This window comes from Amycolatopsis sp. NPDC051758, assembly GCF_044453095.1.
Lineage (GTDB): Bacteria > Actinomycetota > Actinomycetes > Mycobacteriales > Pseudonocardiaceae > Amycolatopsis.
The window spans coordinates 231,167-256,631 of the sequence record NZ_JBITCJ010000009.1; the positions used below are offsets into that span (position 1 = coordinate 231,167).

The following is a 25,465-nucleotide window of genomic DNA, read 5'->3' on the forward strand; positions in this document are numbered from 1 at the left end:
GTGCGGGACGTGACGCCGAATCCCGCCACCACGGTGGTAGTCGTGACCTGGCGGGGCGCCGGGCACGTCACCGCCTGCCTCGACGCGCTCGCCGCGCAGACGCGTCCACATCGGACGCTCGTGGTGGACAACGCCTCCGACGACGGCACCGCCGCCCTGCTCGCGGCCCATCCTTCGCAGCCGCAAGTAATTCGGCTGGCCCGCAACACCGGCTACGCGGGCGCGCTCGCCGCCGCGGCGAAACACGTCGAGACACCCTTGATGGCGTGGCTCAACGACGACGCCGAAGCCGAGCCGGAATGGCTCGCCACACTGGAGGACACCCTCGAAAAGGCGCCGCTGGCCGCCGCGGCGACGTCGCTGCTGGTGCGTCCCGACGGCACCACGCAGTCGGCCGGGGTCCGGCTGACCGCCGACGGCCACGGCGCCGACCTCACCGAGCCCGCCGGCGAGGTGTTCGCCTTCTGCGGCGGCGCGGCCCTGCTGCGCACCGACGCCCTGCACGACGTCGACGGCGTCCCGGCCGCGTTCTTCTGTTACTACGAGGACACCGACACCGCGTGGCGGCTGCGGCTCGCCGGGTGGGACGTCGTCGCGGCGCCCGATGCCCGGGTCCGGCACGCCCACGGCGTCAGCAGCAAGCCGGGCTCGGCGCCGTTCCACCGCTGGAACGAGCGCAACCGGCTGCTCATGCTGCTGCGCTGCGCCCCCCGCGGGATCGCGGTGAACCAGCTGCTCAGGTTCGCCGTGTTGACAGCGGTGCTGCCGCTGCGGCCGGGCCGCCCGGCGGCGGCGAACTTCCGGTTCGGCCTGCGCTGCCGGGTGCTCGCCGAGGTGGCCGCGCGGTTACCGGCGACGTTGCGGGCCCGTCGCCGGATCGGCCGTCGCGCGGCGCTCGGCCGAGGCGCGGTCTGGGAAGCATGGGCAGGCCTTTAAGCTTGCGGGCATTCCGACGAAGGAGCTGGCTTTGGCGCAGGGGGAACCGCAACCGCTCGTCTCGGTGATCGTGGTGAACTACCACGGCGCCGACGACACGATCACCTGCCTGCGTGCGCTCGCCGAGCACGACTACCGCGAGCTCGAGCTGATCTGCGTCGACAACTCCGACGAGGCCGCCCGGATCCGGGAGGCCGTCCCCGGCGCCCGCGTCATCGAGGCCGGCCGCAACACCGGGTTCGCCGGCGGCTGCAACCTCGGCGCACGGCACGCGAAGGGCACGGTCCTCGGCTTCCTCAACAACGACGCGCGCCCGGCGCCCGGCTGGGTCTCCGCCGCGGTCGCCGAGCTGCGCGCGCAGCCCCGCGTCGCCGCGGTGGCCAGCAAGGTCCTCGACTGGGAGGGCACCGGCACCGACTTCGTCGACGGTGGCCTGACCTGGTTCGGCATGGGTTACAAACGGCACGCGGGCTCACCCCTGGCCGACGTCCCGGCCGCCGAGCACGAGGTCGCGAAGGACGTCCTGTTCGGCACCGGCTCGGCGATGTTCGTCCGCGCTTCGGTGTTCGCCGAGCTCGGCGGCTTCGACGAGCGGTTCTTCATGTTCTACGAGGACGTCGACCTCGGCTGGCGGCTCAACCTGCGCGGCTGGCGCGTCCGGTACGTGCCGGAGTCGCTGACCTACCACCGCCACCACGGCACGATGGCGTCGGTCGACGCGCCGGAGACCGGCCGCGAGACCTTCCTCCTGGAGCGCAACGCCCTGGCGGCGCTCTACAAGAACCTTTCCGACGAGACGCTGGCCCGCGCGCTGCCGGCGGCGCTCGCCCTGGCCGTCCGCCGGGCCACTGCCCGCGGTGAGCTGGACGCGACCCAGCTGGACCTGGAAAAGGGTGTCGGCCCGATCGAGTCCGGCGACGTCGCGATCCCGCGCACCACGCTCGCGGGCATCCTGGCGATCGACCAGTTCGTCGAGCAGCTGCCGTCGCTGGCCGAGTCCCGCGCGGTCGAGCAGGCCGCCCGCGTCCGGACCGACGCCGACCTGCTTCCGTTGCTGCGCAAGGCGTTGGAGCCCGCCTACCCGCTGCCGCGCTACCTCGCCGCGCACGACATCCTGGTCGAGGCGTTCGGCATCGAGAAGGCCTTCGGGCAGCGCCGCCGGATCCTGGTGATCACCGGTGACGCGCTCACCGAGCGGATGGCCGGCCCGGCGATCCGCGCCTGGAACATCGCGCTCGCGCTGTCCGCCGAGCACGACGTCCACCTCGTCACGACCAATCCCCTGGCCACGCCGCCGCCCGCGCCGTTCCGCGTCAGCGCGGGCAAGCACCGCGAGCTGGAGGCGCCGGTCGCCTGGGCCGACATCGTCGTGCTGCAGGGCCACGTGCTCGAACTGGCGCCGTCGCTGAAGAAGGAGCACAGCGGCAAGATCGTCGTCGCCGACCTCTACGACCCGATGCACCTCGAACTGCTGGAGCAGGGCAAGGGTGTTGCCGACGACAAGCGCGCGGCCGATCTGGTGGGCGTCACGAAGGTGCTCGACGCGCAGCTCGAACGCGGCGACTTCTTCCTCTGCGCGTCCGAGCGGCAGCGGCACTTCTGGCTCGGTCACCTGGCCGCGATGGGCCGGCTTTCCCCGCGGCTCTACGACGCCGACCCGACCACGCAGTCGCTGCTCGCGGTGGTCCCCTTCGGACTGTCGCCGGAGCCGCCCACCCGGACCGGGCCGGGGCTGCGGTCGTCGCTGGGCATCGGCGGCACCGACCACGTCGTGCTCTGGGCGGGCGGGGTGTACAGCTGGTTCGACCCGCTGACGCTGGTGCGCGCGATCGACACGCTGCGCCGCCGCCGCGGCGACGTCCGGCTGGTGTTCCTCGGGATGAAGCACCCGAACCCCGAGGTCGCCGAGATGGACATCGGCGCGCGGACGATCCGGCTCGCGGATTCGCTGGGGCTGACCGGCAAGCACGTCTACTTCAACGAGCAGTGGGTGCCCTACCACGAGCGCCAGAACTGGCTGCTCGACGCGAACTGCGGTGTCACCACGCACTACGAGCACGTCGAGACGACGTTCGCGTTCCGCACCCGGGTGCTCGACTACCTGTGGGCCGGGCTGCCGATCGTCACCACCGACGGCGACGCGTTCGCCGACCTGGTGCGGGCCGAGCGGCTCGGTGTGGTCGTCCCGGCCGAAGACGCCGCTGCTTTGGCGGACGCGCTCGAAAAGTCGTTGTACAACGAGGAGTTCGCCGCGGGCTGCGTCGAGCGGATGGCCGTCGTCGCGCAGCGGTTCGCCTGGCCCGAAGCGCTGAAGCCGCTGGTGGAGTTCTGCCGCGACCCGCGCCCGGCCGCCGACCGGCTGCCCGGCTCGGCCGACCTGACGACCACGCCGGCGGTGCGCGGCCGGGCGATGCTGCGGCGGGACACCGACCTGATCCGCGAATACCTGGCCGCCGGCGGGCCGTCCGAACTGGCGCGGCGCGTGGGTGGCCGCGTGCTGAAGGTCGCGAAGCAACGGCTCCGTCGTGGCTAGGTCGCTGCGGGTCCTCCTCGACGGCACCCCGCTCCTCGGGTCGCGCACCGGCATCGGCCGGTACACGTCGGCGCTGATCGAAGAGCTGGTGTCGATCCCCGAGGTGGACACGCGCGCGGTGGCGTTCACGCTGCGCGGCTGGCGGCGGCTGCGGCACGTGCTCCCGTACGGCGCGCGGGCCCGCGGGATGCCGGTGTCGGCGCGGCTGCTGCGGATGGCGTGGCTGCGCTCGGACTTCCCGCCGGTGGAGCTGTTCGCCGGCTCGACCGACGTCGTCCACGGCACGAACTTCGTGCTCCCGGGCCGCCTCCGCGCGGCGGGTGTCGTGACGATCCACGATCTGGCCTTTTTGGACAATCCCGCGGAGCTCGCCCCGAGCGACCGCGACCTCCCGGAGCTCGTCCGCCGAGGTGCCCGCAGGGCGAACGTGATCTGCACCCCCACCTCGGCGGTCGCGGACGCGGTGGCGACCCGCCTGGACGTCGACCGGGCGAAGATCGTCGTGACGCCGCTGGGCGTCAACCCGGCGTGGTTCACCGCCCGCCCCCCGGACGACGAGCGCCGCGCCCGGCTCGGCCTGCCCGCTCGTTACCTGCTGTTCGCCGGCGCGGCCGGGCCGCGCAAGGGCCTGGACTGGCTGACCCGCACCCACAACGCGTCCCCCGACCTGCCGGACCTGGTGTTCGCCGGCCCGGGCCCGTTCCCCCGCGGTGACCGGATGCGGCAGACCGGTTATCTGTCCGATGTGGACCTGCGGACCGTGGTGGCGGGGGCGGCGGCGCTGGTGCTGCCTTCGCGCGACGAGGGCTTCGGGCTGCCGGTGCTCGAGGCGATGGCGTCGGACGTGCCGGTGGTCTGCACGGACATCCCGGCCCTGCGCGAGGTGGCCGGTGACTGCGCCAGTCTGGTTCCGTACGGCGACGTGGACGGCTTGGCAGAGGCGTTGCGAACGGCGGTGATCGACCCCCACGCGGTGGCGACGTCAGCCGCGCGCCGAGCCCAGGCGGCAAGCTACACGTGGCGCACGTGCGCCGAGTTGACCGTGGGCGCGTACCGCTTGGCCTCCGGCCGTCACTGACCCGGGTTTCAAACGCCGTCAGGAAGCCGCGAAGTACGCGTCCAGGGCCTCTTCCCACGGCCGCATCGGCGTGAGCCACGCTTCCCGCCACGACTCCGGTGACAGCACCGAATACCCCGGCCGCGGCGCGGGCCGCGGGAACTCCTCGGTCGTGCACGGCTTCACCCGCGACGGGTCCGCGCCCAGCCGGGAAAAGATCGCCTGGGCGAACCCGCACCAGCTGACCTCACCCGCGTTGGTGCAGTGCAGGATCCGCCGCTCCGGGCCGTCACCCGCGGCCACCCGGGAAGCCAGCTCCAGCAACCCCGCGGCCAGGTCCGCCGTCCACGTGGGACCGCCGAACTGGTCGTCCACAACGGACAGCACGTCCTGCGAAGACTCCAGGCGCGCCATGGTCTTCACGAAGTTCGACCCCGAGTGCCCGTACAGCCAGCCCGTGCGGACCACCCAGGACGAAGCCCCGGACCCGAGCACCGCGTCCTCACCGGCCGCCTTCGTACGGCCGTACGCACTCCGCGGCCCCAGCTCGTCCGACGGCTCGTACGGCTTGGACGCCTCGCCCGAGAAGACGTAGTCCGTCGACACGTGGATCAGCGGCACCCGGCGGGACGCGCACGCCGCGGCGAGCACGCGCGGGCCGTCGGCGTTCACCGCGAACGCGCGCTCCTCGTCCCGCTCGGCCGCGTCGACCGCGGTGTACGCCGCCGCGTTGACGACCACCGGCGCCGAGCCCGCTTCCCGGGCCCGGTCGGCCAGTGCGCCGACCGCCGCCAGCACCTGGCCCGTCCGGGTCACGTCCAGCTCCGCCGAACCCGGGGCGACCACGTCCACCGAAGCCGACGTGAGCGCGGCCAGATCCCGGCCCAGCTGTCCGGAACCACCGGGCACGAGCACCGTCAGCCGCACGGCCACATCCTCACTTCTTGAGCGCGGCCCGCTCCGCCAGGGGCTCCCACCACGCGCGATTTTCGGTGAACCAGGCCACTGTCGCGGCCAGACCGTCCTCGAAGGACACCCGCGGAGCGTACCCCAGCTCGTCGGCGATCTTCGTGATGTCCACCGAGTACCGGCGGTCGTGACCCTTGCGGTCCTGCACCGGTTCGACGCTGTCCCAGCTCGCGCCGACCGCGGCCAGGATCCGCTCGGTCAGCTCGCGGTTCGTCAGCTCGGTGCCGCCGCCGATGTTGTAGATCTCGCCCGGCCGGCCGCGGTGCGCGACCAGCTGGATGCCCTGGCAGTGGTCGTCCACGTGCAGCCAGTCACGGACGTTGAGCCCGTCGCCGTAGAGCGGCACCTTCCCGCCGTCGAGCAGGCTGGTGATGAACAGCGGGATGACCTTCTCCGGGAACTGGTACGGACCGTAGTTGTTGGAGCACCGCGTGACGCACACCGGCAGCCCGTGGGTGCGGTGGAACGACCGCGCCACCAGGTCGGACGACGCCTTCGACGCCGCGTACGGCGAGTTCGGCTCCAGGATGTGCTCTTCGGTCCACGAGCCGGTCTCGATCGAGCCGTACACCTCGTCGGTGGACACGTGGACGAACTTCGAGACACCCTCCTCGAGGGCCGCCTGCAGCACGTTCTGCGTGCCGAGCACGTTCGTCAGCACGAAGTCGGCGGCGCCCAGGATCGAGCGGTCCACATGCGACTCGGCGGCGAAGTGCACCACCAGGTCGGCACCCCGCATGACCTCCGCGACCAGCGAAGTGTCGCAGATGTCGCCGCGGACGAACCGCAGCCGCGGATCGCCGGCGACCGGGGCCAGGTTGGCCTCGTTGCCCGCATAGGTGAGCTTGTCCAGCACGACCACTTCGGCATCGCTCAGCTCCGGATAGGCGCCGGTCAGCACCTGCCGGACGTAGTGCGACCCGATGAAGCCGGCACCACCGGTGACCAGGACCCGCATCTTCCCGCCTTTCCTCGGCCCCCGCCCGGGGCAATCGGCCCCCAGCCTACGGAGGTCCAACAGCACCCTCAGTAGAGTCTTGATGGAGGGCCAGGGGTGGCCCTGGGGGAAGCACGGGGTTTCACAGGGGAGGAAGCGCGTGACCGAATGGCCTGCGCCGCCCATCCCGGCGCGCCGAAGCCAAGGTGTCGCGGTCTTCGCACGCCGCGGTGGCAAGGTCGTCGTGTCCCTGCTCTCGGTCGCCATCCTGGCGCTGACCTGGTACGGCTGGCACTTCATCGGCGACCCGAACACCGGCCTGACCACGACGAACGTGTTCGCCGACACCGAAGCGCACGCGAAGCCGCTCGACGGCGCGATCGACATCCTCCTGGTCGGCCAGGACAGCCGCACCGACGCGCAGGGCAACCCGCTGCCCCGCGAGGTGCTGGACATGCTGCACGCCGGCGTCTCGGACGGCGAGCTGAACACCGACACGATGATCCTGGTGCACATCCCCCAGAACGGGAAGCACGCGATCGCGATCTCGTTCCCCCGCGACTCCTGGGTGGAGCTGGCCGGCGGCTACGGCAAGCACAAGCTCAACAGCGCCTTCGTCTACGCGTACACGGACACTTACAAGACGTTGCAGCGGCAGGGCATGACCGACCTGAAGCAGGCCGACGCGCAGGCAAAGGTCGCAGGGCGGAAGAACCTCATCGCCACGATCGAGAAGTTCATCGGCAAGCCGGGCATGATCGACCGCTACGCCGAGGTGAACCTGGCGAGCTTCTACGAGATCACCAAGTCGATCGGCGGGGTCGAGGTCTGCCTCAAGGGGCCGGTCAAGGAGGTCAAGTCCGGCGTGGACCTGCCGGGCGGCCGCCAGACGATCGAGGGTGTGCAGGCGCTCGCCTTCGTCCGCCAGCGTTACGACCTCCCCAACTACGACCTCGACCGGATCGCGCGCCAGCAGGCGTTCCTCTCCGGCCTGGCCCGCAAGGTGATCTCGACCGACGTGCTGACCAGCCCGGGCAAGATCGCCGACCTGGTCGCCGCGGTGAAGAAGTCCGTGGTGCTGTCGCAGGGCTGGGACCTGACCGAGTTCGCCGAGCAGATGCGCGGCCTGACCGGCGGCAACATCGAGTTCCACACCATCCCGACGCTGGGCAACGCCGTGATCGGCGGCGCCGACGTGCTGCGTGTCGACCAGGCGCAGGTGGCGGCGGACGTGGCGAGCCTGACTTCGGACGGTGACGCCCCGGCCACGCCGACACCGGCGCAGCTGCCCGGCGCGAAGGCCGTCACGGTGGAGCTGTTCGACGGCACCGGCTCGACCGCGATCGCCGGCCAGACGCACACGACGCTGCAGAACAAGGGCTTCACGCTCGCCGCCGACCAGCGGCTGAGCACCCGCAACACCACCGTCGTCCGGTACAACCCGGCCGACACCGCCGCGCTGGACCTGGTCAAGCAGGCGCTGGGCACGAGCCTCCAGGCCGAGCCGGACCGGGACGTCACCGCCGGGCACGTGCGCGTGCTGCTGGGCAAGGACTTCCGGAACTCCTCCGCGGGCCCGGGCGGCGCGCCGACGGCCACCAAGCCGTCGTCGCCGCCGTCGACCCCCGTGAGCTCCGCCCCCGCCGCGCCGCCGATCACGGCGGGCGGCGTTCCCTGCGTCAACTAGACTGAGTACGCAGGGTGTTCGGGGGAGGTCGGACCAGGGTGGAAGACGAGCAGGAACGGCCGGAGACGGCCGTCGATCCGGTGACGCAGCGCGACGATCCCGAGTGGAAGCCGTCGCCCTTCCCACGGCAGGCGGCGCCCGCTCCGGTGGCCGAGCCGCTGTCGCGGACCCGGCGTGCCGGGCGGGTGACCCGCCGCGTCGCCGTCGGCCTGGTGTCCCTGCTCGCGCTCGGCGCCAGCGGCTACGCGTACGTCACCAAGGACCAGCTCCAGCAGAACGTCCCGACGACCGACGCGCTGACCCCGCGGGCCGGCGAGCCCGCACCCCCGCCCGCGGACGACGGGGCGGACGACATCCTGCTGGTCGGCAGTGACGCCCGCACGGACGCGCAGGGCAACGCGCTGCCGGCGCGGGTGCTGCGTGAGCTGCGCACCGAGGCGAACGGCGGCGCGGTGAACACCGACACGGTGATCCTGCTGCGGGTGCCGAAGAACGGCGCGAAGCCGTCCGCGGTCTCGGTTCCGCGCGACACCTGGACCGACGTCCCCGGCCGCGGCAAGGCGAAGATCAACTCGGCGTACGGCATCGCGAAGGCGCACTTCGCCCAGCAGCTCCGTGCCCAGGGCGAGCGTGACCAGGCGAAGATCGAGCGCGACTCCGACACCGAAGGCCGCCGCGTCCTGGTGCAGACGGTGCAGGACCTCACGCAGGTCCGGATCGACCACTACGCCGAGGTCAACCTGCTCGGCTTCTACCTGCTCACCGAGGCGCTCGGCGGGGTCCGGGTGTGCCTGAACCACTCGACCGAGGACAAGGACTCGGGGGCGAACTTCCGCCGCGGCGAGCAGACGGTTTCGGGCGGCGAGGCCCTGTCGTTCGTCCGCCAGCGCAAGAACCTCCCGCGCGGCGACCTGGACCGGATCGTGCGGCAGCAGGCGTTCCTGTCTTCGGCGCTGCACCAGGTGCTGTCGGCGGGCACGCTGACCAGCCCGGGCACGCTGAACAACCTGATGGACGTGATCCACCGGTCGCTCACCCTCGACCCCGGCCTCGACCTGCTTCAGTTCGCGCAGCAGGCGAAGGGCCTCGCGTCGGGCGACCTGACGTTCACGACGATCCCGGTGATCACCGCGAACGGGCGCAGCGAGGACGGCCAGAGCATCGTGGAGATCGACCCGAAGGCGGTCCGGGAGGCCGTGGCGGGCTTGGCGGGACGTCCGGCGCCCGCGGCGGCGAAGTCTCCGGGCGGCGCGCCCGCGGGTGGCGGCTCGGGCAGCGGCGCCGCCCCCGCCGCGGCACCGCTACACCAAGCCTCCCCCGGTGTCACCTGCGTCAACTGAAGTCGGCGCGGTGGTCCTCCGCCCACTGCCGGAAGGTCCTCGGCGCCGTCCCGGTCACCTCGCGGACGACGTCCGTGACCACCGACGGCTCCCTGGTCGTGCGCTCCATCGCCCGCAGGACCTCCGGCGGCACCTCGGGCGGCCAGCCCAGCGCCGTCATCCGGGCCGCCGCCTGCTCCGGCGTCAGCTCCTCGACCCGCAACGGCCGGCCCAGCACGTCGGCGAGCACCTCTGCCTGCTCGCGGAACGAAATCGGTGACGGCCCGCTCAGCTGCAGCGCCTGCCCGGCGTGCGAGCCGTCGGTCAGGATCTTCGCCGCGACGTCGCCGATGTCGCGCTCGTGGATCGCGCCGATCCGCGAGTCGGGGTACGGCGTGCGGACCACACCCTCGGCGACGTCCGTGCGCCAGCCGAGCGCGTTCGTCGCGAACGAGCCCGGGTTGAGCAGCGTCTCCGCGAACGGCGCACCGATCAGCGCCTCCTCCACCGCGCGGTGGAAGATCGCGATGCGGCTCTGCGCGGACTTCGGTTCGAGCGTCGCACCCGACGACAGCAGCACGACGTGCCGCACACCCGCGGCCTCGGCCGCCTTCACGAACCCCTCGATCCCTTGTGGCCGCACGTAAAGGAACACCGACCGGACACCGTCGAGCGCGGCGTCCAGTGTGGACGGGTCCTCCAGGTCGGCGCTCACCTTTGCGACGCCGTCCGGGACGTCGAGCGTGGTGGCGTCGCGGCTCGCCGCGCGAACGTCCTGACCTGCGGCGACGAGCGCGTCGAGGACCGCGTGCCCGACGTGTCCGCGGGCTCCGGTGACAAGAATGGTCATGCGTGTCCCCCAGCTCTCGATATATATTTGCTTGCAAAGCAAACGTACTGAGCCGGAAGTGGTGGTGTCAACCGGCGAAGCGCGTGGTCCGCGCTTTAGCCTTGTCCGCATGAGCCTGACCGACGAGCTGCTGCGCCCGCTGCTGGCCTCGCCCGCCAAACCGTTGATCACCCACTACGACGACCAGCTGGGCAGCCGCGTCGAGCTGTCCGTCGCGACCACCGCCAACTGGGCGGCAAAAACGGCCAACTGGCTGACCGAAGAGTTCGACGTCGAACCGGGTGACGCCGTGGCGGTGCAGCTCCCGGCGCACTGGCAGACCGTCGGCGTGCTGCTCGGGGCGTGGTGGTGCGGGGCGCGCGTCGTCACCGAGGGCGCCGGCGCGCGGGTGGCGTTCGTCGGGCCGGACGACCCGGAGCCGACCGGCGCGACCGCGACCGCCGTCGTCACGCTCGACCCGATGGGCCGCGGCCTCGACGAGCCGCCGGGCGGCGGCGCGTTCGACTACCTGACCGAGGCGCGGATGGCCGGCGACCAGTACAGCCCGCTCTTCCCGGTTCCCGGTGACACGCCGGCGCTGTTCGAGTCCACTGTGGACGAGATCCTCACGGAAGCCCGCGCCCGTGCGGCGAAACTCGGGCTGAGCGCGGACGACCGCGTGCTCTCCACCCGGGACTGGAGCGGACCCGAGGGTTTCCTCGACGGCCTGCTCGTCCCCCTCGCCGCCGGCGCGCACCTGGTCCACGTCAGCAACGCGGACCCGGCAAAGCTGTCCGCCCGCCGCGACGCCGAACGCACCACCGCCGACCTCTCCGCCTGAAAGCCGTGAATGGCACATCGAGGGACGCTGAGTCCCTCGATGTGCCATTCACGGACTTGCGGGGTCAGGCGTTCTGGAGTTCGCCGACCTCGGACTCGCGGCGGGCCCGCTTGCGGCCCCACAACAGGTGGTCCAGCGAGAGCCGGCCGCCGTTGAAGCCGAGCGCCAGCCCGGCGAGCGCGAGCACCAGGACCAGCTCGTAACCGCCCTGGCCGGTCAGGCCGTTGTCGATGTGCACCGAGAGCAGCGCGCCGACCGAGATCACGACGTAGCCGATGCCGACGAGCGGCAGCAGGAAGCCGGCGATGAACGCGATCGAGCCGAGGATTTCGACGGTCATCGCGAAGATCGCGGCGGCCGTGGGCAGCGGGATGCCCGTCATGGCGAAGAACTTCGCCGTGCCGTCGATGCCGTTGTTCCACTTCTGGATCCCGTGCGCGAGGAAGACGACCGCGACGCCGATCCTCCCCAGCAACAGGGCCACGTCCTTGAATCGTCCGAACATCCGGTTTCAGCTCCCCGGTAGGTGAAATTTCAACTGACCCGACCCAAAGTAGGGCACCGGGCACCCACTCCCGAAGCTCCGGAGGGTGATCGACAGGGAACCGACAGGGACGACGGAGCCGTCGAAAATCGGTTTCGCGCACCCCGGCGCGGGGCTATCTTGCCCCTGACCTGCGTCCACGACCGTGAGGAGACCCCGATGCGCCGACAGACCGTCCGACCCGGCCTGTCCACCGCATCCCAGAGGATCTCCCACACCCGTGAAAACCCTGAACATCGGCATTCTCGCGCACGTCGACGCCGGTAAGACCAGCCTGACCGAGCGTCTGCTCTTCGAAGCCGGCGTCATCGGCCACCTGGGCAGCGTCGACCGCGGCGACACCCAGACCGACTCCCTCGAGCTCGAACGCCGTCGTGGCATCACCATCCGGTCCGCGGTGGTTTCGTTCGTGACCGGCGACACCCGGATCACGCTGATCGACACCCCGGGCCACTCCGACTTCATCGCCGAGGTCGAGCGCGCCCTGCGGGTGCTCGACGGCGCCGTCCTGGTGGTGTCCGCCGTCGAAGGCGTCCAGGCCCAGACCCGCGTATTGATGCGGACCCTGCGCCGCCTCGGCATCCCCACGCTGATCTTCGTGAACAAGATCGACCGGATGGGCGCCCGTGACCTCCTCGACGACGTCCGCGCGAAACTGGCGCCACGCACGATCGCGCTGAGCGCCGCCACGTCGTCCGACGAGCTCGCCGAGCTGCTGGCCGACGACGACGACGCGTTCCTGAAGTCCTATGTGGAGGACCGGGTCGACGCGGCGGCCTGCCGCGCCGAGCTGGCCCGGCAGATCGCCCGCGGCACGCTGCACCCGGTGCTCCGTGGCTCGGCGATCACCGGCGCCGGCGTCGCGGACCTCGTCACGGCGATGGCCGAGCTGCTCCCGGCCACCGAGCGGACCGGCGACGGCCCGCTCGCCGCGTCCGTGTTCAAGATCGACCGCGGCCGCGCCGGGGAGAAGGTCGCCTACGCCCGGCTGCGCTCCGGCTCACTGGCGCCGCGGCAGCGGATTTCCTTCTACCGCGGCGAAACCGAGCTGTCCGGCCGCGTCTCGGCGATCGAGGTCGCCGGGGACGACGTGGCGCTCGCGGGTGACGTCGCCCGGGTGCGCGGATTGCGCGACGTCCGCATCGGCGACCGGCTCGGCTCCCCCGGCGACAGCCGCGAAGGCGTGTTCGCGCCGCCGAGCCTGGAGAGCGTGGTGCGGCGGGTCCGGCCCGAGCAGGCCTCGGCCCTGTTCACCGCGTTGACCCGACTGTCCGAAGAGGACCCGCTGATCGACGTCCGGCGCCGCGGCCACAACATCTCCGTGCGGCTCTACGGCGAGGTGCAGAAGCAGGTGCTGCGCTCGATGCTGGCCGAGGGCGCCGGGATCGATGTCGAGTTCGAGCCGACGAGCACCCTGTACGTCGAGAAGCCGGTCGGCTGCGGCGAGGCGGTCGAGGAGCTGGATACGGAGCAGCGGCTGTACTTCTTCGCGACGGTCGGGCTGCGGGTGGCGCCCGGTCCCGGCGTCACGTTCGGCCTGTCGGTCCAGCTGGGGTCGCTGCCCCTGGCGTTCCACAAGGCGATCGAGGAGACCGTCCACAGCACGCTCGAACAGGGCCTGTACGGCTGGGAGGTGCTCGACTGCGCCGTCACGCTGACCCACACGGCGTACTTCAGCCCGATCAGCGCCGCGAGCGACTTCCGCAAGATGACACCGCTGGTGCTGATGGCGGCGCTGCAGGAAGCCGGCACCCGGGTGTACGAGCCGGTGCACCGCTTCGAGCTGGAGGTCCCGGCGAACGCCGTCAGCGCGGTGCTGCTCAAGCTCGCGGACCTGCGCGGGATCCCCGGCGAACCGGTGGCCGGGCCGGCGTTGTGCACCCTGCACGGCACCATCCCCGCGGAGCACATCCACGAGTTCGAGCAGGCCCTCCCCGCGCTCACCCAGGGCGAAGGCGTCTTCCTCAGCGAGTTCGACGACTACCGGCCGTACCCCGGGAAACCGCCGACCCGGCCACGGACCGGCGAGAACCCGTTGGACCGCAAGGAATACCTCGCGCAGGTCGCCCGGCGTTAGCGCTTGTGCGCCCAGGCGGCGCCGAAGCAGTACGCGCCGAACGCGGCGAGCCCGAGGGCGACGACGGTCAGCAGCACGGCGCCGAACGGCTGGGCGGCGAGCGTCTTGAGCGCGGCGTCCAGCCCGCCGGCCTTGTTCGGGTCGGCGTTGAACCCCGCGTACGCGAGGAGGATCGCGACGATCGCGAAAACGACACCCTTGGCGAGATAGCCTGCCTGGCCGAGCCGGGTGACCCAGCGCTTGGTCTTGCCCGGCAGGTCGGTCATGTCGAGGTCTTCGAGGAACTTCTTCTTCACACCCTTGACCCCGGCGGCGATCGCCACACCGAGGACGGCCGCGGCGGCGATGACCACCAGCGCCGGCCCGAACGGCAGCTGGAGGAGCTTGGCCGTGAACTCCTGCTGGGTCTGGTTGCCCGACCCGCCCCCGCCGCTGCCGGTGGCGATCCGGAAGGCGGTGAAGCCGAGCGCGATCACCACGACCCCGCGCGCGCCGGCGCCGATCCGCTTGCGCGTCCGCTTCCCGCCGCTGACCCACGTGTAACCGACGGCGGCCATCATGAACTGCCACAAGCCGAAGAGCACCAACCCGAGGGCGAGCACCCAGAGCAGGACCTGCCCGAACGCCGTCGAGCCGATCTCCTGCAGCGCGCCCTTCTGGTCGGCCTGCTCACCGCCGCCGAAGGCGACCTGGAAGGCGAGGTAGGCCAGGACGAGGTGGACCAGGCCGTAACAGGCCATGCCGATCCGGCCGAGGAGCTGGGCGGTATCGGTCTTTTCGCCTCTTCGGGCCGTCGACTCGGTCCGGTTCACGCCTGCAGATGTCCGGTTCATACCTTGCGGGTACCCACCTGCGGCGCCGATCGATTGGGCCATGCGGCGCAATCCCCGGCCGCGCCGGGGCGATCCGGTCATGGATGTGCGACCGGCCGGCTACCGGCCGGAGTCGGCGCGGCTTCAGGCGGGGCGGCGCCGCACTTCGTCGAGGCGGGTCCAGCCGCCGTTGACGGCGAGCACCGTCAGGACCTGCTCCGCCTGCTCGGCGAACCGCGAGAGGTCTTCGTGCAACAGCGCGGCGCGTTCGCTGTCGAGCTGGTCGAAGTCGTCGAACCACAGCCCGATCGCCGAGCCTGCCGTGACGACGAGCCCCTGCACCAGGCGCAGGAACCCGGCCGACGGCTTAGGGGTGGCTTCGCGGTAGGACGTCTCGATTTCGTCGCACGCGGCCAGGAGGTCCCGCAGCTGCCGGACGGCACCGGCCGGCGTGCCGTCCCAGGCGGCCGTCGGCCAGGCGCGGTCGGACAGCTCGAGCCACAGCCGCCAGCCGGCGACCAGCTCGGCTTCGTCGTGGGGCGTCCAGGACGCCGGAACCGGCCAATACATGCTTCGAGCGTGACACCGCCGGAGCGGAAATCCGCCCCGGCGGTGGGTTATGTCTCATGTGGCGAAGCTCAGCTGATCACCGGCGGCACCGGCACACAGGGCGGCGTCTTCGCGTGTGCCGGGTCGAGCGCGTTGAGCACCAGCCCCTGGGCGACGGGGTCGTAGGTGATGCCGAGGTGGTCGGTGAAGTCGAGCCCGCAGACGTTCTGCAGCAGGATGTTCTTCACGTTCGGCGCGGCCGGCAGGAACGCGCTGGTGTACGGCGTCACGACGTCGTCGTAGCGGGTCTGGATGACGGTGTACTGGATGCCGGGCACGGTCTCGCCGCCGGCATTGAGCTCGGTGAGGAAGTCCGAGCCGACGGCCTGTTCGTTGCAGGCCTGGCAGACGGTCCCGAGCGCGGCCGGCACCCCGGGGATCATCTCGAGGGTGCTGAGCAGGCCGAAGAGGTCGGTCCCGTGGTTGGACGGCGACAGCCCGACGAGCCGGCTGATCTTGTCCGCGCCGCCGAGGTACTTGATCCAGTACCGGATGTTCATCCCACCCTGCGAGTGCCCGACGACGTCGAGCTTTTTGGCCCCGGTCGCCTGCAGGATCTTGTCCCCGAAGGCGGCAAGCGCTTTCGTGGTGTCGACGATCGGCCCGACGGTCTGCAGGAAGGTGCCGGGCGTGCCACCGAAGTTGCCGGCGAAGACGCAGTAACCGGCGTTGGCGAGCTTCTGGGAGAGGTTCGCCCAGTTCTCGTAGGCGTTGGCGGTGGTCCCGTTGGAGAGCAGGACGGGGTTGGGGTGCTGCTCACTCGGCTTGCAGTTCCAGTCATTGGTCCCCGGCGGCGCGATGGTGGGCGCCCCGAGCGAGTAGAGGGCCGCCGTGAGGATGTTGGGCTGCACGGGCCCGGTGCGTTCCTTCTCGGCCGCTTGTCCGGTACCCGCCCCGAGTGCCAGCGCCGCCACCGTAGCGACGGCCGCCGTGAGCCACCTGCGCGTCGTTGCGCCCATCCGTTTCACCTCTCTGTGAACCGATGGTGATCCGCGTCACCAAATACTTAACGCGCGGGTAACTTGTTCGGACACTCCCCCTGGTGAGTGATTTTCTCTCGGCGCTTGACCTGCTACGAGTGACACGAGATGGCCTGAGTGCCACTCACCGAGATGACAAAAACTTCGACGACGAGGCTCAAGCTCAACCGGGCCCGGAAACGCGGAACGCCCCCGGCGTGGTGCGTGCCGGGGGCGTTCAGGTTCGTCGGAGATCAGCCCTTGAGCAGGGCCCGAGCCATGACGACCTTCTGGATCTGGTTCGTGCCTTCGTAGATCTGCGTGATCTTCGCGTCACGCATCATCCGCTCCACCGGGAAGTCACGGGTGTACCCCGCACCACCGAACAGCTGGACGGCGTCGGTCGTCACCTCCATCGCGATGTCCGACGCGTACATCTTCGCGGCCGAAGCCATGAACCCGGCACGCTTGTCGCCGCGCTCCGAAGCCGCCGCCGAGGCGTACACCAGGTGCCGGGCAGCCTCGATCTTCGTTCCCATGTCGGCCAGCATGAACTGGACACCCTGGAACTCGGCGATCGACTTGCCGAACTGCTTGCGGTCCTTCACGTACGCCACCGCCGCGTCGAGCGCGCCCTGGGCGATGCCCAGTGCCTGTGCGCCGATCGTCGGGCGGGTGTGGTCGAGCGTGCGCAGCGCCGTCTTCAGGCCGGTGCCGGGCTCGCCGATGATGCGGTCCTCGGGGATCGTGCAGTTCTCGAAGTAGATCTCGCGGGTCGGCGAGCCCTTGATGCCGAGCTTCTTCTCCTTCGGGCCGACCGAGAAGCCCGGGTCGTCCTTGTGCACGACGAACGCCGAGATGCCGTTGGCCTTCTTCTCCGCGTCCGGGTCGGTCACGGCCATCACCGTGTACCAGGACGACTCGCCCGCGTTGGTGATCCAGCACTTGGTGCCGTTGAGGACCCAGTGGTCACCGTCGAGCCGGGCGCGCGTGCGCATCGACGCGGTGTCTGAGCCGGCCTCGCGCTCTGAAAGCGCGTACGACGCCGAGGCCTCGCCCGACGCGATGGAGGGCAGCACCAGCTTCTTCACGCTCTCCGAGCCCGACAGGATGATCGGCTGGGTGCCCAGCTTGTTCACCGCGGGGATCAGCGACGCCGACGCGTCGACGCGGGCGACCTCTTCGATGACGATGCAGGCGCCGACGGCGTCCGCGCCCTGGCCGTCGTACTCCTCGCCGATGTGGACGGCGTTGAAGCCCGACTTGACCAGCGCGTTGTACGCCTCGACGGGGTAGCGCTCGTTCTCGTCGACCTCGGCCGCGTACGGCGCGATCTCCTTCTCGGACAGAGCCCGGACCGCGGCCCGCAGCTCCTCGTGCTCTTCGGCAAGCTGGTACAGGCCGTCGGTCACTTCCGGTCACCTTCTCTACGACGTCGGGAGGGTTCCGTCGATGTTAGCGCTCGTTCACTGACAACGTCCGCCGTCATCCTTGTGTCGTTGACCGCAGAACTCGTACCTTCGAGTGATGCCGCTCACCGCGCCGACGACGCCGCCCGGTTTGCCCGCCTCCCTCGACTACCCCGAAGTCCCGGCCGGATCGATCCTCGCCGCGGGCGCCGCCCGCTGGGGCGACCGGACCGCTTTCGCCCAGGACGGCCACAGCCTCACCTTCACCGAGACCTACCGGGCCGCCTGCCGGTTCGCCAACGCCCTGCGTGAACGCGGCATCGGCCGCGGCGACGTCGTGGCCCTGCACCTGCCGAACTGCCTGGCCTTCCCGGTCGCCTACTACGGCACGCTCCTCGCCGGGGCCACCTTCAGCCCGACGAACCCGCTGCTCCCGCCGGACGACCTCGCGTTCCAGCTCGCCGACTGCGAGGCCGCGGCGGTCGTGACGTTCGGGCCGGTGGCGGGCGCACTGGCGAGCGTCGCGGACCGGATCCCGGCGAAGTTCACCGTCGTCGTCGCCCCGGCGGGCGACCTGCTCGAGGACCAGGTCGAGTTCGAGGCGTTCCACGCCGGGCAGCCGGAGACGCGTCCCGAAGCCGGCACGGACATCCACGAAGACCTCGCGCACCTCGCCTACACCGGCGGCACCACCGGCCGGTCGAAGGGTGTGCGGCTCACCCATCGCAACGTCGTGGTCAACACGCTCCAGCACGTGTGCTGGGGCACCGGCTCGGTTCCCGTGCTGGACGCGGACGGCGAGATCACGATCGACCAGATCGGCAGCGAGGAGGAGTGGCCGTCGCGGCTCGGCACCGGCGTCGCGATCAACCTGACACCGTGGTTCCACGCGATGGGCATCATCGGCGGGATGAACGCGGCGGTGATCGCCGGCACGACGACCGTGCTCCACGCGCGCTTCGACCCGGCCGCCTACATCGCCGACGCCGAGCGGCTGCGGGTCACCGGCCTCGGTGGCGCGCCCGCGCTGTTCGCCGCCCTGCTCGCGACGCCGTCCTTCCACACCGCGGACCTCTCGTCGGTGCGGTCGATCGGCTCCGGCGCGGCGCCGATGAACCACACGATGATCAACGCGCTGCGCGAGCGCTTCCCCGGCGTGGTCGTCGCCGAGGGGTACGGCCTCACCGAAGCGACGATGGGCGCGGTGATCTCCCCGACGTACCGCTCGGGCACTCGCAAGGTCGGCTCGGTGGGCGTCCCGATCTTCGACACCGAGGTCAAGGTCGTCCCCGCCGAGGGCGGCGAGGACCCGGTGCCGGCCGGTGAGCGCGGCGAGGTCTGCCTGCGTGGCCCGCAGATCATGCAGGGCTACCGCAACCGCCCGGAGGAGACAGCGGCCGCACTGGTCGACGGCTGGCTCCACACCGGCGACATCGGCATCCTCGACGAGGACGGTTACCTGTCCATCGTGGACCGCAAGAAGGACATGCTGCTGTACAAGGGTTACAACGTCTTCCCGCGCGAGCTCGAGGAGCTGCTGATCACGATGCCGGGCGTCGCGGCGGCCGCGGTGGTGGGCCGCCCGGACACCGAGGTCGGCGAGCTGCCGGTGGCGTTCGTGGTGCCGCACGGCGAACTGGACGCGGACGAGCTGATGGCCGCGGTCAACGACAAAGTGGTGCCGTACAAGCGGTTGCGGGAGATCCACGTCGTGGAGCAGATCCCGGTGTCGGCGGCGGGGAAGGTGCTGAAGCGGGAGCTGCGGGACCGGTTGTCAGGCTAGGCGGTCGCCGGCCAGGAGGGTGCCCGCTTGCTTCACGTGCCGGAGCAGCGGGGACACCTCCATGCTCTGCAGGCCAGGTAGCGCGCCGACGCGGTCCGACGTGAGCTCGAACAGTTCGTCCAGGTCGCGGCAGTGCGCGACCGCGTGGAGGTTGTGCGGGCCGGACACCGCTGCGGCGAAGGCGATCTGGGGCAGCTGTGCCAGGGCGCGCCCGGCGGTCTTGACCGCCGACGGGTGCACGCGGAGCCAGAGGTTCGCCCCGGCGCGGTAGCCCAGCGCCGTCGCGGCGATCTCCACGTCGATGTGGACGACGCGCCGGTCGAGCAGCGTCTGCAGGCGGCGTGCCGCGCGGCCGGGCGTGAGGTCTGCCGCGGCGGCGAGGTCGACCAGGCCCGCACGGCCGTCTTCGGCGAGCACGGCGAGCAGCTTCTCGTCTTCGGGCGTGAGGTGCACCGGGTCGCGGGCCACGACCGGAGCTTCCGTGAACGGCGCGCCGTCGTTCCCCAGCGCGGACTCCTGCTCCGACGTCAGGATGCCGCGCAGGGCGGCCCAGTAGTGACCGCGGCCGCCGAGGAACTGGCGCAGCATCGCGGACGCGTTGATGTCCAGCACGGCCGCCGTGCGCGGGAGCTGCCGGCCGAGGAGGTCGTCGCGCTCGTCCTGGGTCCGCGACCGGACCGCGCAGGTGATCTCGGAGCCCGCGGCGCAGAGCGCCACCCAGCTGACGTCTTCGCGCTTCGCGAGCGCGTCGGCCATCGCCGCAACACTGCCGGGACGGCAGCGCAGCCGCACCAGCCACTTGCTCTGCCCCAGCGCCCCCGGATCGACGATGCCGGCAACGCGGACGACACCGTCGGCGCGCAGCCGGCGGTACCGCCGCCCGACGGCGGCTTCGGTGAGCCCCAGCGCACCCGCGATCGAGGCGAACGAGGCTCGCGGAGCGACCTGGAGTGCACGAATGACACGCACATCGTCGGGCAGCAAATCATCGGATTCAGCCATGCGCGCTCCCTTCATCGAGGCATTCTCGCAAATCAGCCTCCTGAACGTGCTCCGAAGGAGCTGCCGGGAGAAGACTCGGAAGTGACCTTCGAACCAGGAGATGACCCATGACAGCAAGCACCCCGCCCGGGACCGCCCTCATCGTCGGCGCGTCCCGCGGCCTCGGCCACGCGATCACCGCCGAACTCTTCGAGCGGGGGTGACACGTCATCGGCACGGTCCGCGACCCGGCCGCCCGAACACCCCTGCACGACCTGGCGGACCGGTCGGCCGGGCACGTCGAGGTCGAGCACCTCGACATCACCGAGCCCGGTCAGCTGGCGCCGCTGCACGAGCGTCTCGCGCACCGGCAGCTCGACATCCTGTTCGTCAACGCCGGGACCACCAACAACCCGCAGACGCCGATCGGCGACGTCTCGACCGCCGACTTCGTCGACGTGATGGTCACCAACGCGCTCAGCCCGATGCGCGTCATCGAGGCACTTCAGGACCTCGTGCCGCCGGACGGGCTCATCGGGGCGATGTCCTCCGGCCAGGGCAGCGTCACGAACAACACCACCGGCTCGCGCGAGGTCTACCGGGCCAGCAAGGCCGCGCTGAACATGTTCATGCGCAGCTTCGCGGCCCGGCCGGCCGAGCACGAGCGCGCGCTCGTGGTCATTGCGCCCGGCTGGATTCGCACCGCCCTGGGCGGCCCGGACGCGCCGTTCACCATCGAAGAGGCCGTGCCGCTGGTCGTCGACGTCCTGCTGGCCAAGAGGGGCAAGCCCGGGATCGAGTTCTTGGACCGCACCGGCGAGACGGTGCCCTGGTGACCCGCTAGTGGCCCGTCTTCTCGCGCAGCGCCGCGTCCTTGTCCAGGACCAGCTTCTCCAGGTCACGCTGGAACGCCGCCATCTTCGAGCGCAGTCCTTCGTCCGACGCCGCCAGGATGCGGACCGCCAGCAGGCCCGCGTTGCGCGCGCCGCCCACCGAGACCGTCGCCACCGGGACGCCCGCCGGCATCTGGACGATCGACAGCAGCGAGTCCATCCCGTCCAGGTACTTCAGCGGCACCGGGACGCCGATCACCGGCAGCACCGTCGCCGACGCCACCATGCCCGGCAGGTGGGCCGCGCCGCCCGCGCCCGCGATGATCACGCGGATGCCCCGCGCCACCGCCGACGTCGCGTAGTCCAGCATCCGCTGGGGCGTGCGGTGCGCCGAGTAGACGCCGACCTCGTACTCGACGCCGAACTCGTCCAGCGCCGCGCCGGCCGCCTCCAGCACCGGCCAGTCCGAGTCGCTGCCCATGATCACGCCCACCTGCGGCGCCATAGCTGATCTCCTAGTGAATCTCGTAGCCGTCGAGCCAGACGGCGTGGGACAGCCAGTGCGCCGACAGCAGCGCGCGGTTGCGCAGGTCGTCCATGCGCTCGCCGGTGAAGTTGACGTGCCCGAGCTTGCGACCGGGCCGCTCCTGCTTGCCGTAGAGGTGCACCCGCGCCTCTGGATACCGCGCGAACAAGTGGTGCAGCCGCTCGTCCGGCCCCATTTCGGGCAGCACCTCAGCGCCCAGCACGTTCGCCATCACACACGCGGGCGCGACCAGGTCCGTCCGGCCCAGCGGGTAGTCGAGCACCGCACGCAGGTGCTGCTCGAACTGCGACGTGCGCGCGCCGTCCATGGTCCAGTGCCCGGAGTTGTGCGGGCGCATCGCGAGCTCGTTCACCAGCAGCCCGGAGTCGGTCTCGAACAGCTCGACCGCGAGCAGGCCCGTGACGTCCAGTGTGGACGCGACCCGCAGCGCCAGGTCCTGCGCCTCGTGCACGCGGTCCGGCGAGAGTCCCGGCGCCGGGGCCAGCACCTCGGTGTTGATGCCACCCTGCTGCACCGTCTCGACGACCGGGTACGCCGCACCTTGGCCGAAGGGCGAGCGGGCGACGAGCGCGGCCAGCTCCCGCCGCATCACCACCTTCTCCTCGACCAGCAGCGGTGTGCCCGCTTCGAGCAGCTCCGGCACGGTCTCGCGAGCCTGCTGCGCGGTGTCGAGCATCCAGACGCCGCGGCCGTCGTAACCGCCGCTCGACGCCTTGAGCACGACCGGCCAGCCGTGCTCGCCGCCGAACTTCACCACGTCGTCCACAGTGGATACTTCGGCGAAGGCGGGACCCGGCACGCCGAGGCCGGCCATCATTTCGCGCATCACCAGCTTGTTCTGCGCGAAGCCCAGTGCCGACGGCGCCGGGCGGATGACGAAGCCCTCCATCGCCAGCGTCAGCAGGTGCTCACCCGGCACGTGCTCGTGGTCGAACGTGAGCACGTCGACCGACGACGCGAACTTCCGCAGCGCCTCGAGGTCGGTGTGGTGCCCCAGCGTGACGTCGCCCGCGACGAGCCCCGCCGCTTCGTTCTCCCCCGCGGCGAGCACGCGCAGGGACTGGCCGAGGGAAATCGCCGCCTGGTGGGTCATCCGGGCCAGCTGCCCGCCGCCCACCATGCCCACGACGGGCAGACCGGTGTGTTTGTCCATAGCCCGCTCAGCCTACTGTGTCGACTTTTGCCAATCCGGCTGGCAGCCACGGCGGAACAGGCGCCGGTGAGCGGGCACGGTCCGGACCGTGTCCGCCTCCTTTCAGCCGGATTGGCAAACTGTCACGACCTGCGGTGACCGCCGGACCAGGCGTAGCTCACGCGCCGCCAGCCCGAGGATCCCGGCCGCCGCCGCGAGCACGTAGACGTTGCCGAGGACCGACCAGCCCAGGCCCCAGCCGAACTCCGTGTCACCGCCGTTGGGCACCAGCATCACGACCTGCGAAGCGAACAGCACCGTCACCGCCGCCGCGATCCGGCGCCACCCCTTGACCACCAGCAGCGTGATCAACGGCACCGCCCAGACCCAGTGGTGCGACCACGACACCGGCGACAGCAGCAGGCCGTAGAACGCGGTCACGAGCAACGCGCCCGCGTCCTCACCGCGCCGGTGCAGCCGCACGACCACCCACACCGCCGGCACGGCCAGCACCGCCGCCACCCCGACCGCCACCGCCAGCGACCAGGGCGCGAGGTGGGTGGCCCGGTTGACCAGCCCGTTGAGCGACTGGTTGAAGATCCAGTGCACCGACCCGACCCGGGTCGGGTCGGTCGCCGAATCCCGCCAGAACCGCGCCGCGTCGACCGGGATGACCGCGAACATCACCGCTTCGAGCACCACGAACGTGCCCAGCGCGCGCAGCCCGTCCTTCCACCGGCCGGTGAAGAACAGGTGCGGCACGAAGATCAGCGGGGTCAGCTTGATCGCCGCCGCCACGCCGATCAGGACACCCGCCCAACGCGACCCGCGCGCCGAGAGCACCAGGACGTCCAGCACCACGAACGCCATCAGTATCAAGTTGATCTGGCCCAGGAACAGTGTCTTCCACACCGGCTCCAGCGCCAGAGCGATGGCCGTTCCCGCCGGCAGCGCCCACCAGCTTTTCACCCAAAGCTGCTGGGAACGCCCCGGCGACGACAGCACCACCGTGATCACGACCATAAGGGCGACCACCGACAAAAACGCGAGCACGCCCCAGACCAGGCCGGATGGCACCAGGGTGAGCGGCAGGAACAGCGGCGCCGCGGCCGGGGTGTAGGTGAACGGCAGCCGCACCCAGTCCGGCAGCGCGGTCAGCACGTCCCGCGTGTAGAGCGGGTCGCCGTGGACCAGCGTCAGCGCGCCGGCGCGGTAGACCGCGCTGTCCGCGCCCAGGTGCCAGCCGGCCAGCCAGCCGACCACGCCGAAACCGAGGACGAGCAGCGCGATCCCCCCGGCGAGAACCCGGCCGGTGCGGACCTCAGCCGCCGGTCGCGACGTCGACATGCTCGTCCGAAGCGGCTTTCTTCCGGGCCCGCCGCTGCAGGCCCCAGCGCAGGATCAGCGCCGCGGCCAGCACCACCGGCATCAGGATGTAGGCGTCCCCGAGGATGTTCTGCCACACCTTCCAGTGCAGCTCGACGTTGCGGCCGTTGGGCAAGATCAGCAGCACGCAGCTGAGGAACACGAACGCCACCGCGAACGTCCCGACCCAGCGCTTCCACGCCGTCGCCGGGGTGGTCTTCGGCAGCCGCGACACCAGCAGCACGATCAGCGGGACCACCCAGACCCAGTGGTGGGTCCACGAGATCGGCGAGATCAGCAGCGTCCAGAACGCGGTGACCAGCACCGCGGCCAGCGTCTGGCCCTTGCGGTGGAACCGCATGAGCAGCCACAGCGCCGGGATGGCGAGCAGGAAGCCGATGCCCATCGCGGCCTTCGACGCCCACGGCGCGAGGTCGGTGGCCCGGTTCATCAGCGCGTTGAGCGACTGGTTGCCCGCCCAGTGCACCGGCCCGATCCGGCCGGTGTCCGGCAGCGTGACGGTCCAGTACTTGGCCGCGTCGTGCGCGTTGATCAGGAACATCAGGCCCTGGAGCACGACGAACGTCGCGAGCCCGCGCAGTGCGTCCTTGCGGCGGCCGGTGATGAACAGGTGCCCGAGGAACACCAGCGGCGTGAGCTTGATAGCCGCCGCGACGCCGACCAGCACGCCGCCCCAGCGGCTCCCCCGGGCGCCGATGACCAGCATGTCCAGCAGGATCATGGCCATCAGGATCAGGTTGATCTGGCCGAGGAAGATCGTCCGCCACACCGGCTCGAGGCCGAGGAAGACCAGGAAGAACACGATGGTCGAGCGGGCGGGCGAGGCCCACCAGCGCGGCCCGTCGTCGGCCGGGCGGGGCAGGGCGCCGATCGCGATCCGGATCGACAGGGCCATCGCGCCGAGCGAAACGGCGGTGATCAGGCCCCAGGAGATCTGCGTCGGGAACGCCGCGAGCGGGACGAAGATGAGCGCGGCCGTCGGTGGGTAGGTGAACGGCAGCAGCGCCCACCACGGCTCGTTGGCGAGGGTGTTGGCGTCGTAGAGCGAGTCGCCGTGCAGCAGCGTCAGCGCGCCGGCCCGGTAGACCGCGCTGTCGACGCCGAGGACCCAGTCGTGCTGCCAGCCCCAGATGCCGTACCCGATCGCGACCAGCGGGATCACCGACAGGATCAGGATCGACCGCGGGCGGACGGACAGCCGGGCGAGTGACTTGCGCAGGGCCAACCGGTGCTGGGATCTGGCCGCGACTTCGCCGTCGACGTCGGTGGGTACGGTCCGGGTCAC

Annotated in this window: 22 protein-coding genes; 9 read left to right on the forward strand and 13 right to left on the reverse strand. The window is 71.1% G+C overall.

Features of this window, described 5'->3' with window-relative positions; all coding sequences use genetic code 11:
- Genes ACIA5G_RS36760 through ACIA5G_RS36770 form a run of 3 tightly spaced genes read left to right on the forward strand, consistent with a single transcriptional unit; the run spans window position 1 to window position 4,547 of the window.
- Window positions 1-936: a glycosyltransferase family 2 protein gene (locus tag ACIA5G_RS36760; protein WP_395931776.1), complete on the forward strand. Its 936-nt coding sequence runs from the start codon at window positions 1-3 to the stop codon at window positions 934-936.
- Window positions 937-967: 31 nt separating this feature from the next.
- Window positions 968-3,469: a glycosyltransferase gene (locus tag ACIA5G_RS36765; protein ID WP_395931778.1), complete on the forward strand. Its 2,502-nt coding sequence runs from the start codon at window positions 968-970 to the stop codon at window positions 3,467-3,469.
- Window positions 3,462-4,547, forward strand: a complete 1,086-nt coding sequence (locus ACIA5G_RS36770) for a glycosyltransferase family 4 protein (RefSeq protein WP_395931780.1) — start codon at window positions 3,462-3,464, stop codon at window positions 4,545-4,547. Before ACIA5G_RS36765 ends, ACIA5G_RS36770 begins: the two co-directional genes overlap by 8 nt.
- An 18-nt stretch (window positions 4,548-4,565) precedes the next feature.
- Here the strand turns inward: ACIA5G_RS36770 and rfbD are convergent, their stop codons facing one another.
- Both rfbD and rfbB read right to left on the reverse strand, forming a co-directional pair.
- Complete coding sequence (rfbD, locus tag ACIA5G_RS36775; RefSeq protein ID WP_395931782.1) at window positions 4,566-5,459, reverse strand: dTDP-4-dehydrorhamnose reductase; 894 nt, start codon at window positions 5,457-5,459, stop codon at window positions 4,566-4,568.
- A gap of 4 nt (window positions 5,460-5,463) precedes the next feature.
- Window positions 5,464-6,453 carry a dTDP-glucose 4,6-dehydratase gene (gene rfbB / locus ACIA5G_RS36780; protein ID WP_395931784.1) on the reverse strand — a complete coding sequence of 330 codons (990 nt, stop codon included), beginning with the start codon at window positions 6,451-6,453 and terminating at the stop codon, window positions 5,464-5,466.
- A gap of 139 nt (window positions 6,454-6,592) precedes the next feature.
- Here rfbB and ACIA5G_RS36785 point away from each other — a divergent pair, with 139 nt between their 5' ends.
- Together ACIA5G_RS36785 and ACIA5G_RS36790 are read left to right on the forward strand one after the other, a co-directional pair.
- The gene (locus ACIA5G_RS36785; RefSeq protein WP_395931786.1) at window positions 6,593-8,119 is read left to right on the forward strand and encodes an LCP family protein; all 1,527 of its coding nucleotides are present in this window, start codon (window positions 6,593-6,595) and stop codon (window positions 8,117-8,119) included.
- A gap of 38 nt (window positions 8,120-8,157) precedes the next feature.
- Window positions 8,158-9,459 carry an LCP family protein gene (locus ACIA5G_RS36790; protein WP_395931788.1) on the forward strand — a complete coding sequence of 434 codons (1,302 nt, stop codon included), beginning with the start codon at window positions 8,158-8,160 and terminating at the stop codon, window positions 9,457-9,459.
- On the opposite strand, the gene ACIA5G_RS36795 is transcribed toward ACIA5G_RS36790, so the two are convergent.
- Window positions 9,452-10,288, reverse strand: coding sequence for an NAD(P)H-binding protein (locus ACIA5G_RS36795; RefSeq protein ID WP_395931790.1), 837 nt, complete (start codon window positions 10,286-10,288; stop codon window positions 9,452-9,454). The genes ACIA5G_RS36790 and ACIA5G_RS36795 overlap by 8 nt on opposite strands.
- Before the next feature lie 109 nt (window positions 10,289-10,397).
- Here ACIA5G_RS36795 and ACIA5G_RS36800 point away from each other — a divergent pair, with 109 nt between their 5' ends.
- Window positions 10,398-11,108, forward strand: coding sequence for a TIGR03089 family protein (locus ACIA5G_RS36800; RefSeq protein ID WP_395931792.1), 711 nt, complete (start codon window positions 10,398-10,400; stop codon window positions 11,106-11,108).
- A 64-nt stretch (window positions 11,109-11,172) separates the two neighbouring features.
- Here the strand turns inward: ACIA5G_RS36800 and ACIA5G_RS36805 are convergent, their stop codons facing one another.
- Window positions 11,173-11,613 carry a DoxX family protein gene (locus ACIA5G_RS36805; RefSeq protein ID WP_395931794.1) on the reverse strand — a complete coding sequence of 147 codons (441 nt, stop codon included), beginning with the start codon at window positions 11,611-11,613 and terminating at the stop codon, window positions 11,173-11,175.
- Window positions 11,614-11,872: 259 nt separating this feature from the next.
- On the opposite strand from ACIA5G_RS36805, the gene ACIA5G_RS36810 reads away from it, so the two are divergent.
- A complete protein-coding gene (locus ACIA5G_RS36810; RefSeq protein WP_395931796.1) occupies window positions 11,873-13,729 on the forward strand; it encodes a GTP-binding protein in 1,857 nt (618 codons plus the stop codon).
- On the opposite strand, the gene ACIA5G_RS36815 is transcribed toward ACIA5G_RS36810, so the two are convergent.
- From ACIA5G_RS36815 to ACIA5G_RS36830, 4 genes are all read right to left on the reverse strand, one after another.
- Entirely contained in the window at window positions 13,726-14,541 is an 816-nt protein-coding gene (locus ACIA5G_RS36815) for a DUF1206 domain-containing protein (protein ID WP_395931798.1), read from the reverse strand. The genes ACIA5G_RS36810 and ACIA5G_RS36815 overlap by 4 nt on opposite strands.
- A 144-nt stretch (window positions 14,542-14,685) precedes the next feature.
- The gene (locus ACIA5G_RS36820; protein ID WP_395931800.1) at window positions 14,686-15,111 is read right to left on the reverse strand and encodes a hypothetical protein; all 426 of its coding nucleotides are present in this window, start codon (window positions 15,109-15,111) and stop codon (window positions 14,686-14,688) included.
- 68 nt (window positions 15,112-15,179) lie between these two features.
- Window positions 15,180-16,109, reverse strand: a complete 930-nt coding sequence (locus ACIA5G_RS36825) for an esterase/lipase family protein (protein ID WP_395931802.1) — start codon at window positions 16,107-16,109, stop codon at window positions 15,180-15,182.
- A gap of 254 nt (window positions 16,110-16,363) precedes the next feature.
- A complete protein-coding gene (locus tag ACIA5G_RS36830; RefSeq protein ID WP_395931804.1) occupies window positions 16,364-17,521 on the reverse strand; it encodes an acyl-CoA dehydrogenase family protein in 1,158 nt (385 codons plus the stop codon).
- 115 nt (window positions 17,522-17,636) lie between these two features.
- On the opposite strand from ACIA5G_RS36830, the gene ACIA5G_RS36835 reads away from it, so the two are divergent.
- Window positions 17,637-19,301, forward strand: coding sequence for a class I adenylate-forming enzyme family protein (locus ACIA5G_RS36835; RefSeq protein ID WP_395931806.1), 1,665 nt, complete (start codon window positions 17,637-17,639; stop codon window positions 19,299-19,301).
- Here the strand turns inward: ACIA5G_RS36835 and ACIA5G_RS36840 are convergent.
- Window positions 19,293-20,303 carry an Lrp/AsnC family transcriptional regulator gene (locus ACIA5G_RS36840; RefSeq protein WP_395931808.1) on the reverse strand — a complete coding sequence of 337 codons (1,011 nt, stop codon included), beginning with the start codon at window positions 20,301-20,303 and terminating at the stop codon, window positions 19,293-19,295. The genes ACIA5G_RS36835 and ACIA5G_RS36840 overlap by 9 nt on opposite strands.
- Window positions 20,304-20,512: 209 nt before the next feature.
- On the opposite strand from ACIA5G_RS36840, the gene ACIA5G_RS36845 reads away from it, so the two are divergent.
- Window positions 20,513-21,118, forward strand: coding sequence for an SDR family oxidoreductase (locus ACIA5G_RS36845; protein ID WP_395932276.1), 606 nt, complete (start codon window positions 20,513-20,515; stop codon window positions 21,116-21,118).
- A gap of 4 nt (window positions 21,119-21,122) precedes the next feature.
- On the opposite strand, the gene purE is transcribed toward ACIA5G_RS36845, so the two are convergent.
- The 4 genes from purE to ACIA5G_RS36865 form a co-directional block, all read right to left on the reverse strand.
- A complete protein-coding gene (gene purE, locus ACIA5G_RS36850; RefSeq protein ID WP_395931810.1) occupies window positions 21,123-21,620 on the reverse strand; it encodes a 5-(carboxyamino)imidazole ribonucleotide mutase in 498 nt (165 codons plus the stop codon).
- Between the two features lie 10 nt (window positions 21,621-21,630).
- Window positions 21,631-22,815 (reverse strand): 5-(carboxyamino)imidazole ribonucleotide synthase, encoded by a 1,185-nt coding sequence (locus ACIA5G_RS36855; RefSeq protein ID WP_395931812.1) that lies wholly within the window; start codon window positions 22,813-22,815, stop codon window positions 21,631-21,633.
- A gap of 102 nt (window positions 22,816-22,917) precedes the next feature.
- Window positions 22,918-24,141, reverse strand: a complete 1,224-nt coding sequence (locus ACIA5G_RS36860) for a glycosyltransferase 87 family protein (RefSeq protein ID WP_395931814.1) — start codon at window positions 24,139-24,141, stop codon at window positions 22,918-22,920.
- Entirely contained in the window at window positions 24,116-25,465 is a 1,350-nt protein-coding gene (locus tag ACIA5G_RS36865) for a glycosyltransferase 87 family protein (RefSeq protein ID WP_395931816.1), read from the reverse strand. The genes ACIA5G_RS36860 and ACIA5G_RS36865 overlap by 26 nt, the downstream gene beginning before the upstream one ends.

Excerpts from the sequence above, each read along its gene's own strand:
- rfbB (WP_395931784.1), bottom strand. The coding sequence starts at position 6,453 with ATGCGGGTCCTGGTCACCGGTGGTGCCGGCTTCATCGGGTCGCACTAC.
- ACIA5G_RS36795 (WP_395931790.1), bottom strand. The coding sequence starts at position 10,288 with ATGACCATTCTTGTCACCGGAGCCCGCGGACACGTCGGGCACGCGGTC.
- ACIA5G_RS36800 (WP_395931792.1), top strand. The coding sequence starts at position 10,398 with ATGAGCCTGACCGACGAGCTGCTGCGCCCGCTGCTGGCCTCGCCCGCC.
- ACIA5G_RS36805 (WP_395931794.1), bottom strand. The coding sequence starts at position 11,613 with ATGTTCGGACGATTCAAGGACGTGGCCCTGTTGCTGGGGAGGATCGGC.
- ACIA5G_RS36820 (WP_395931800.1), bottom strand. The coding sequence starts at position 15,111 with ATGTATTGGCCGGTTCCGGCGTCCTGGACGCCCCACGACGAAGCCGAG.
- ACIA5G_RS36825 (WP_395931802.1), bottom strand. The coding sequence starts at position 16,109 with ATGGGCGCAACGACGCGCAGGTGGCTCACGGCGGCCGTCGCTACGGTG.
- ACIA5G_RS36835 (WP_395931806.1), top strand. The coding sequence starts at position 17,637 with ATGCCGCTCACCGCGCCGACGACGCCGCCCGGTTTGCCCGCCTCCCTC.
- ACIA5G_RS36840 (WP_395931808.1), bottom strand. The coding sequence starts at position 20,303 with ATGGCTGAATCCGATGATTTGCTGCCCGACGATGTGCGTGTCATTCGT.
- purE (WP_395931810.1), bottom strand. The coding sequence starts at position 21,620 with ATGGCGCCGCAGGTGGGCGTGATCATGGGCAGCGACTCGGACTGGCCG.
- ACIA5G_RS36855 (WP_395931812.1), bottom strand. The coding sequence starts at position 22,815 with ATGGACAAACACACCGGTCTGCCCGTCGTGGGCATGGTGGGCGGCGGG.
- ACIA5G_RS36860 (WP_395931814.1), bottom strand. The coding sequence starts at position 24,141 with ATGTCGACGTCGCGACCGGCGGCTGAGGTCCGCACCGGCCGGGTTCTC.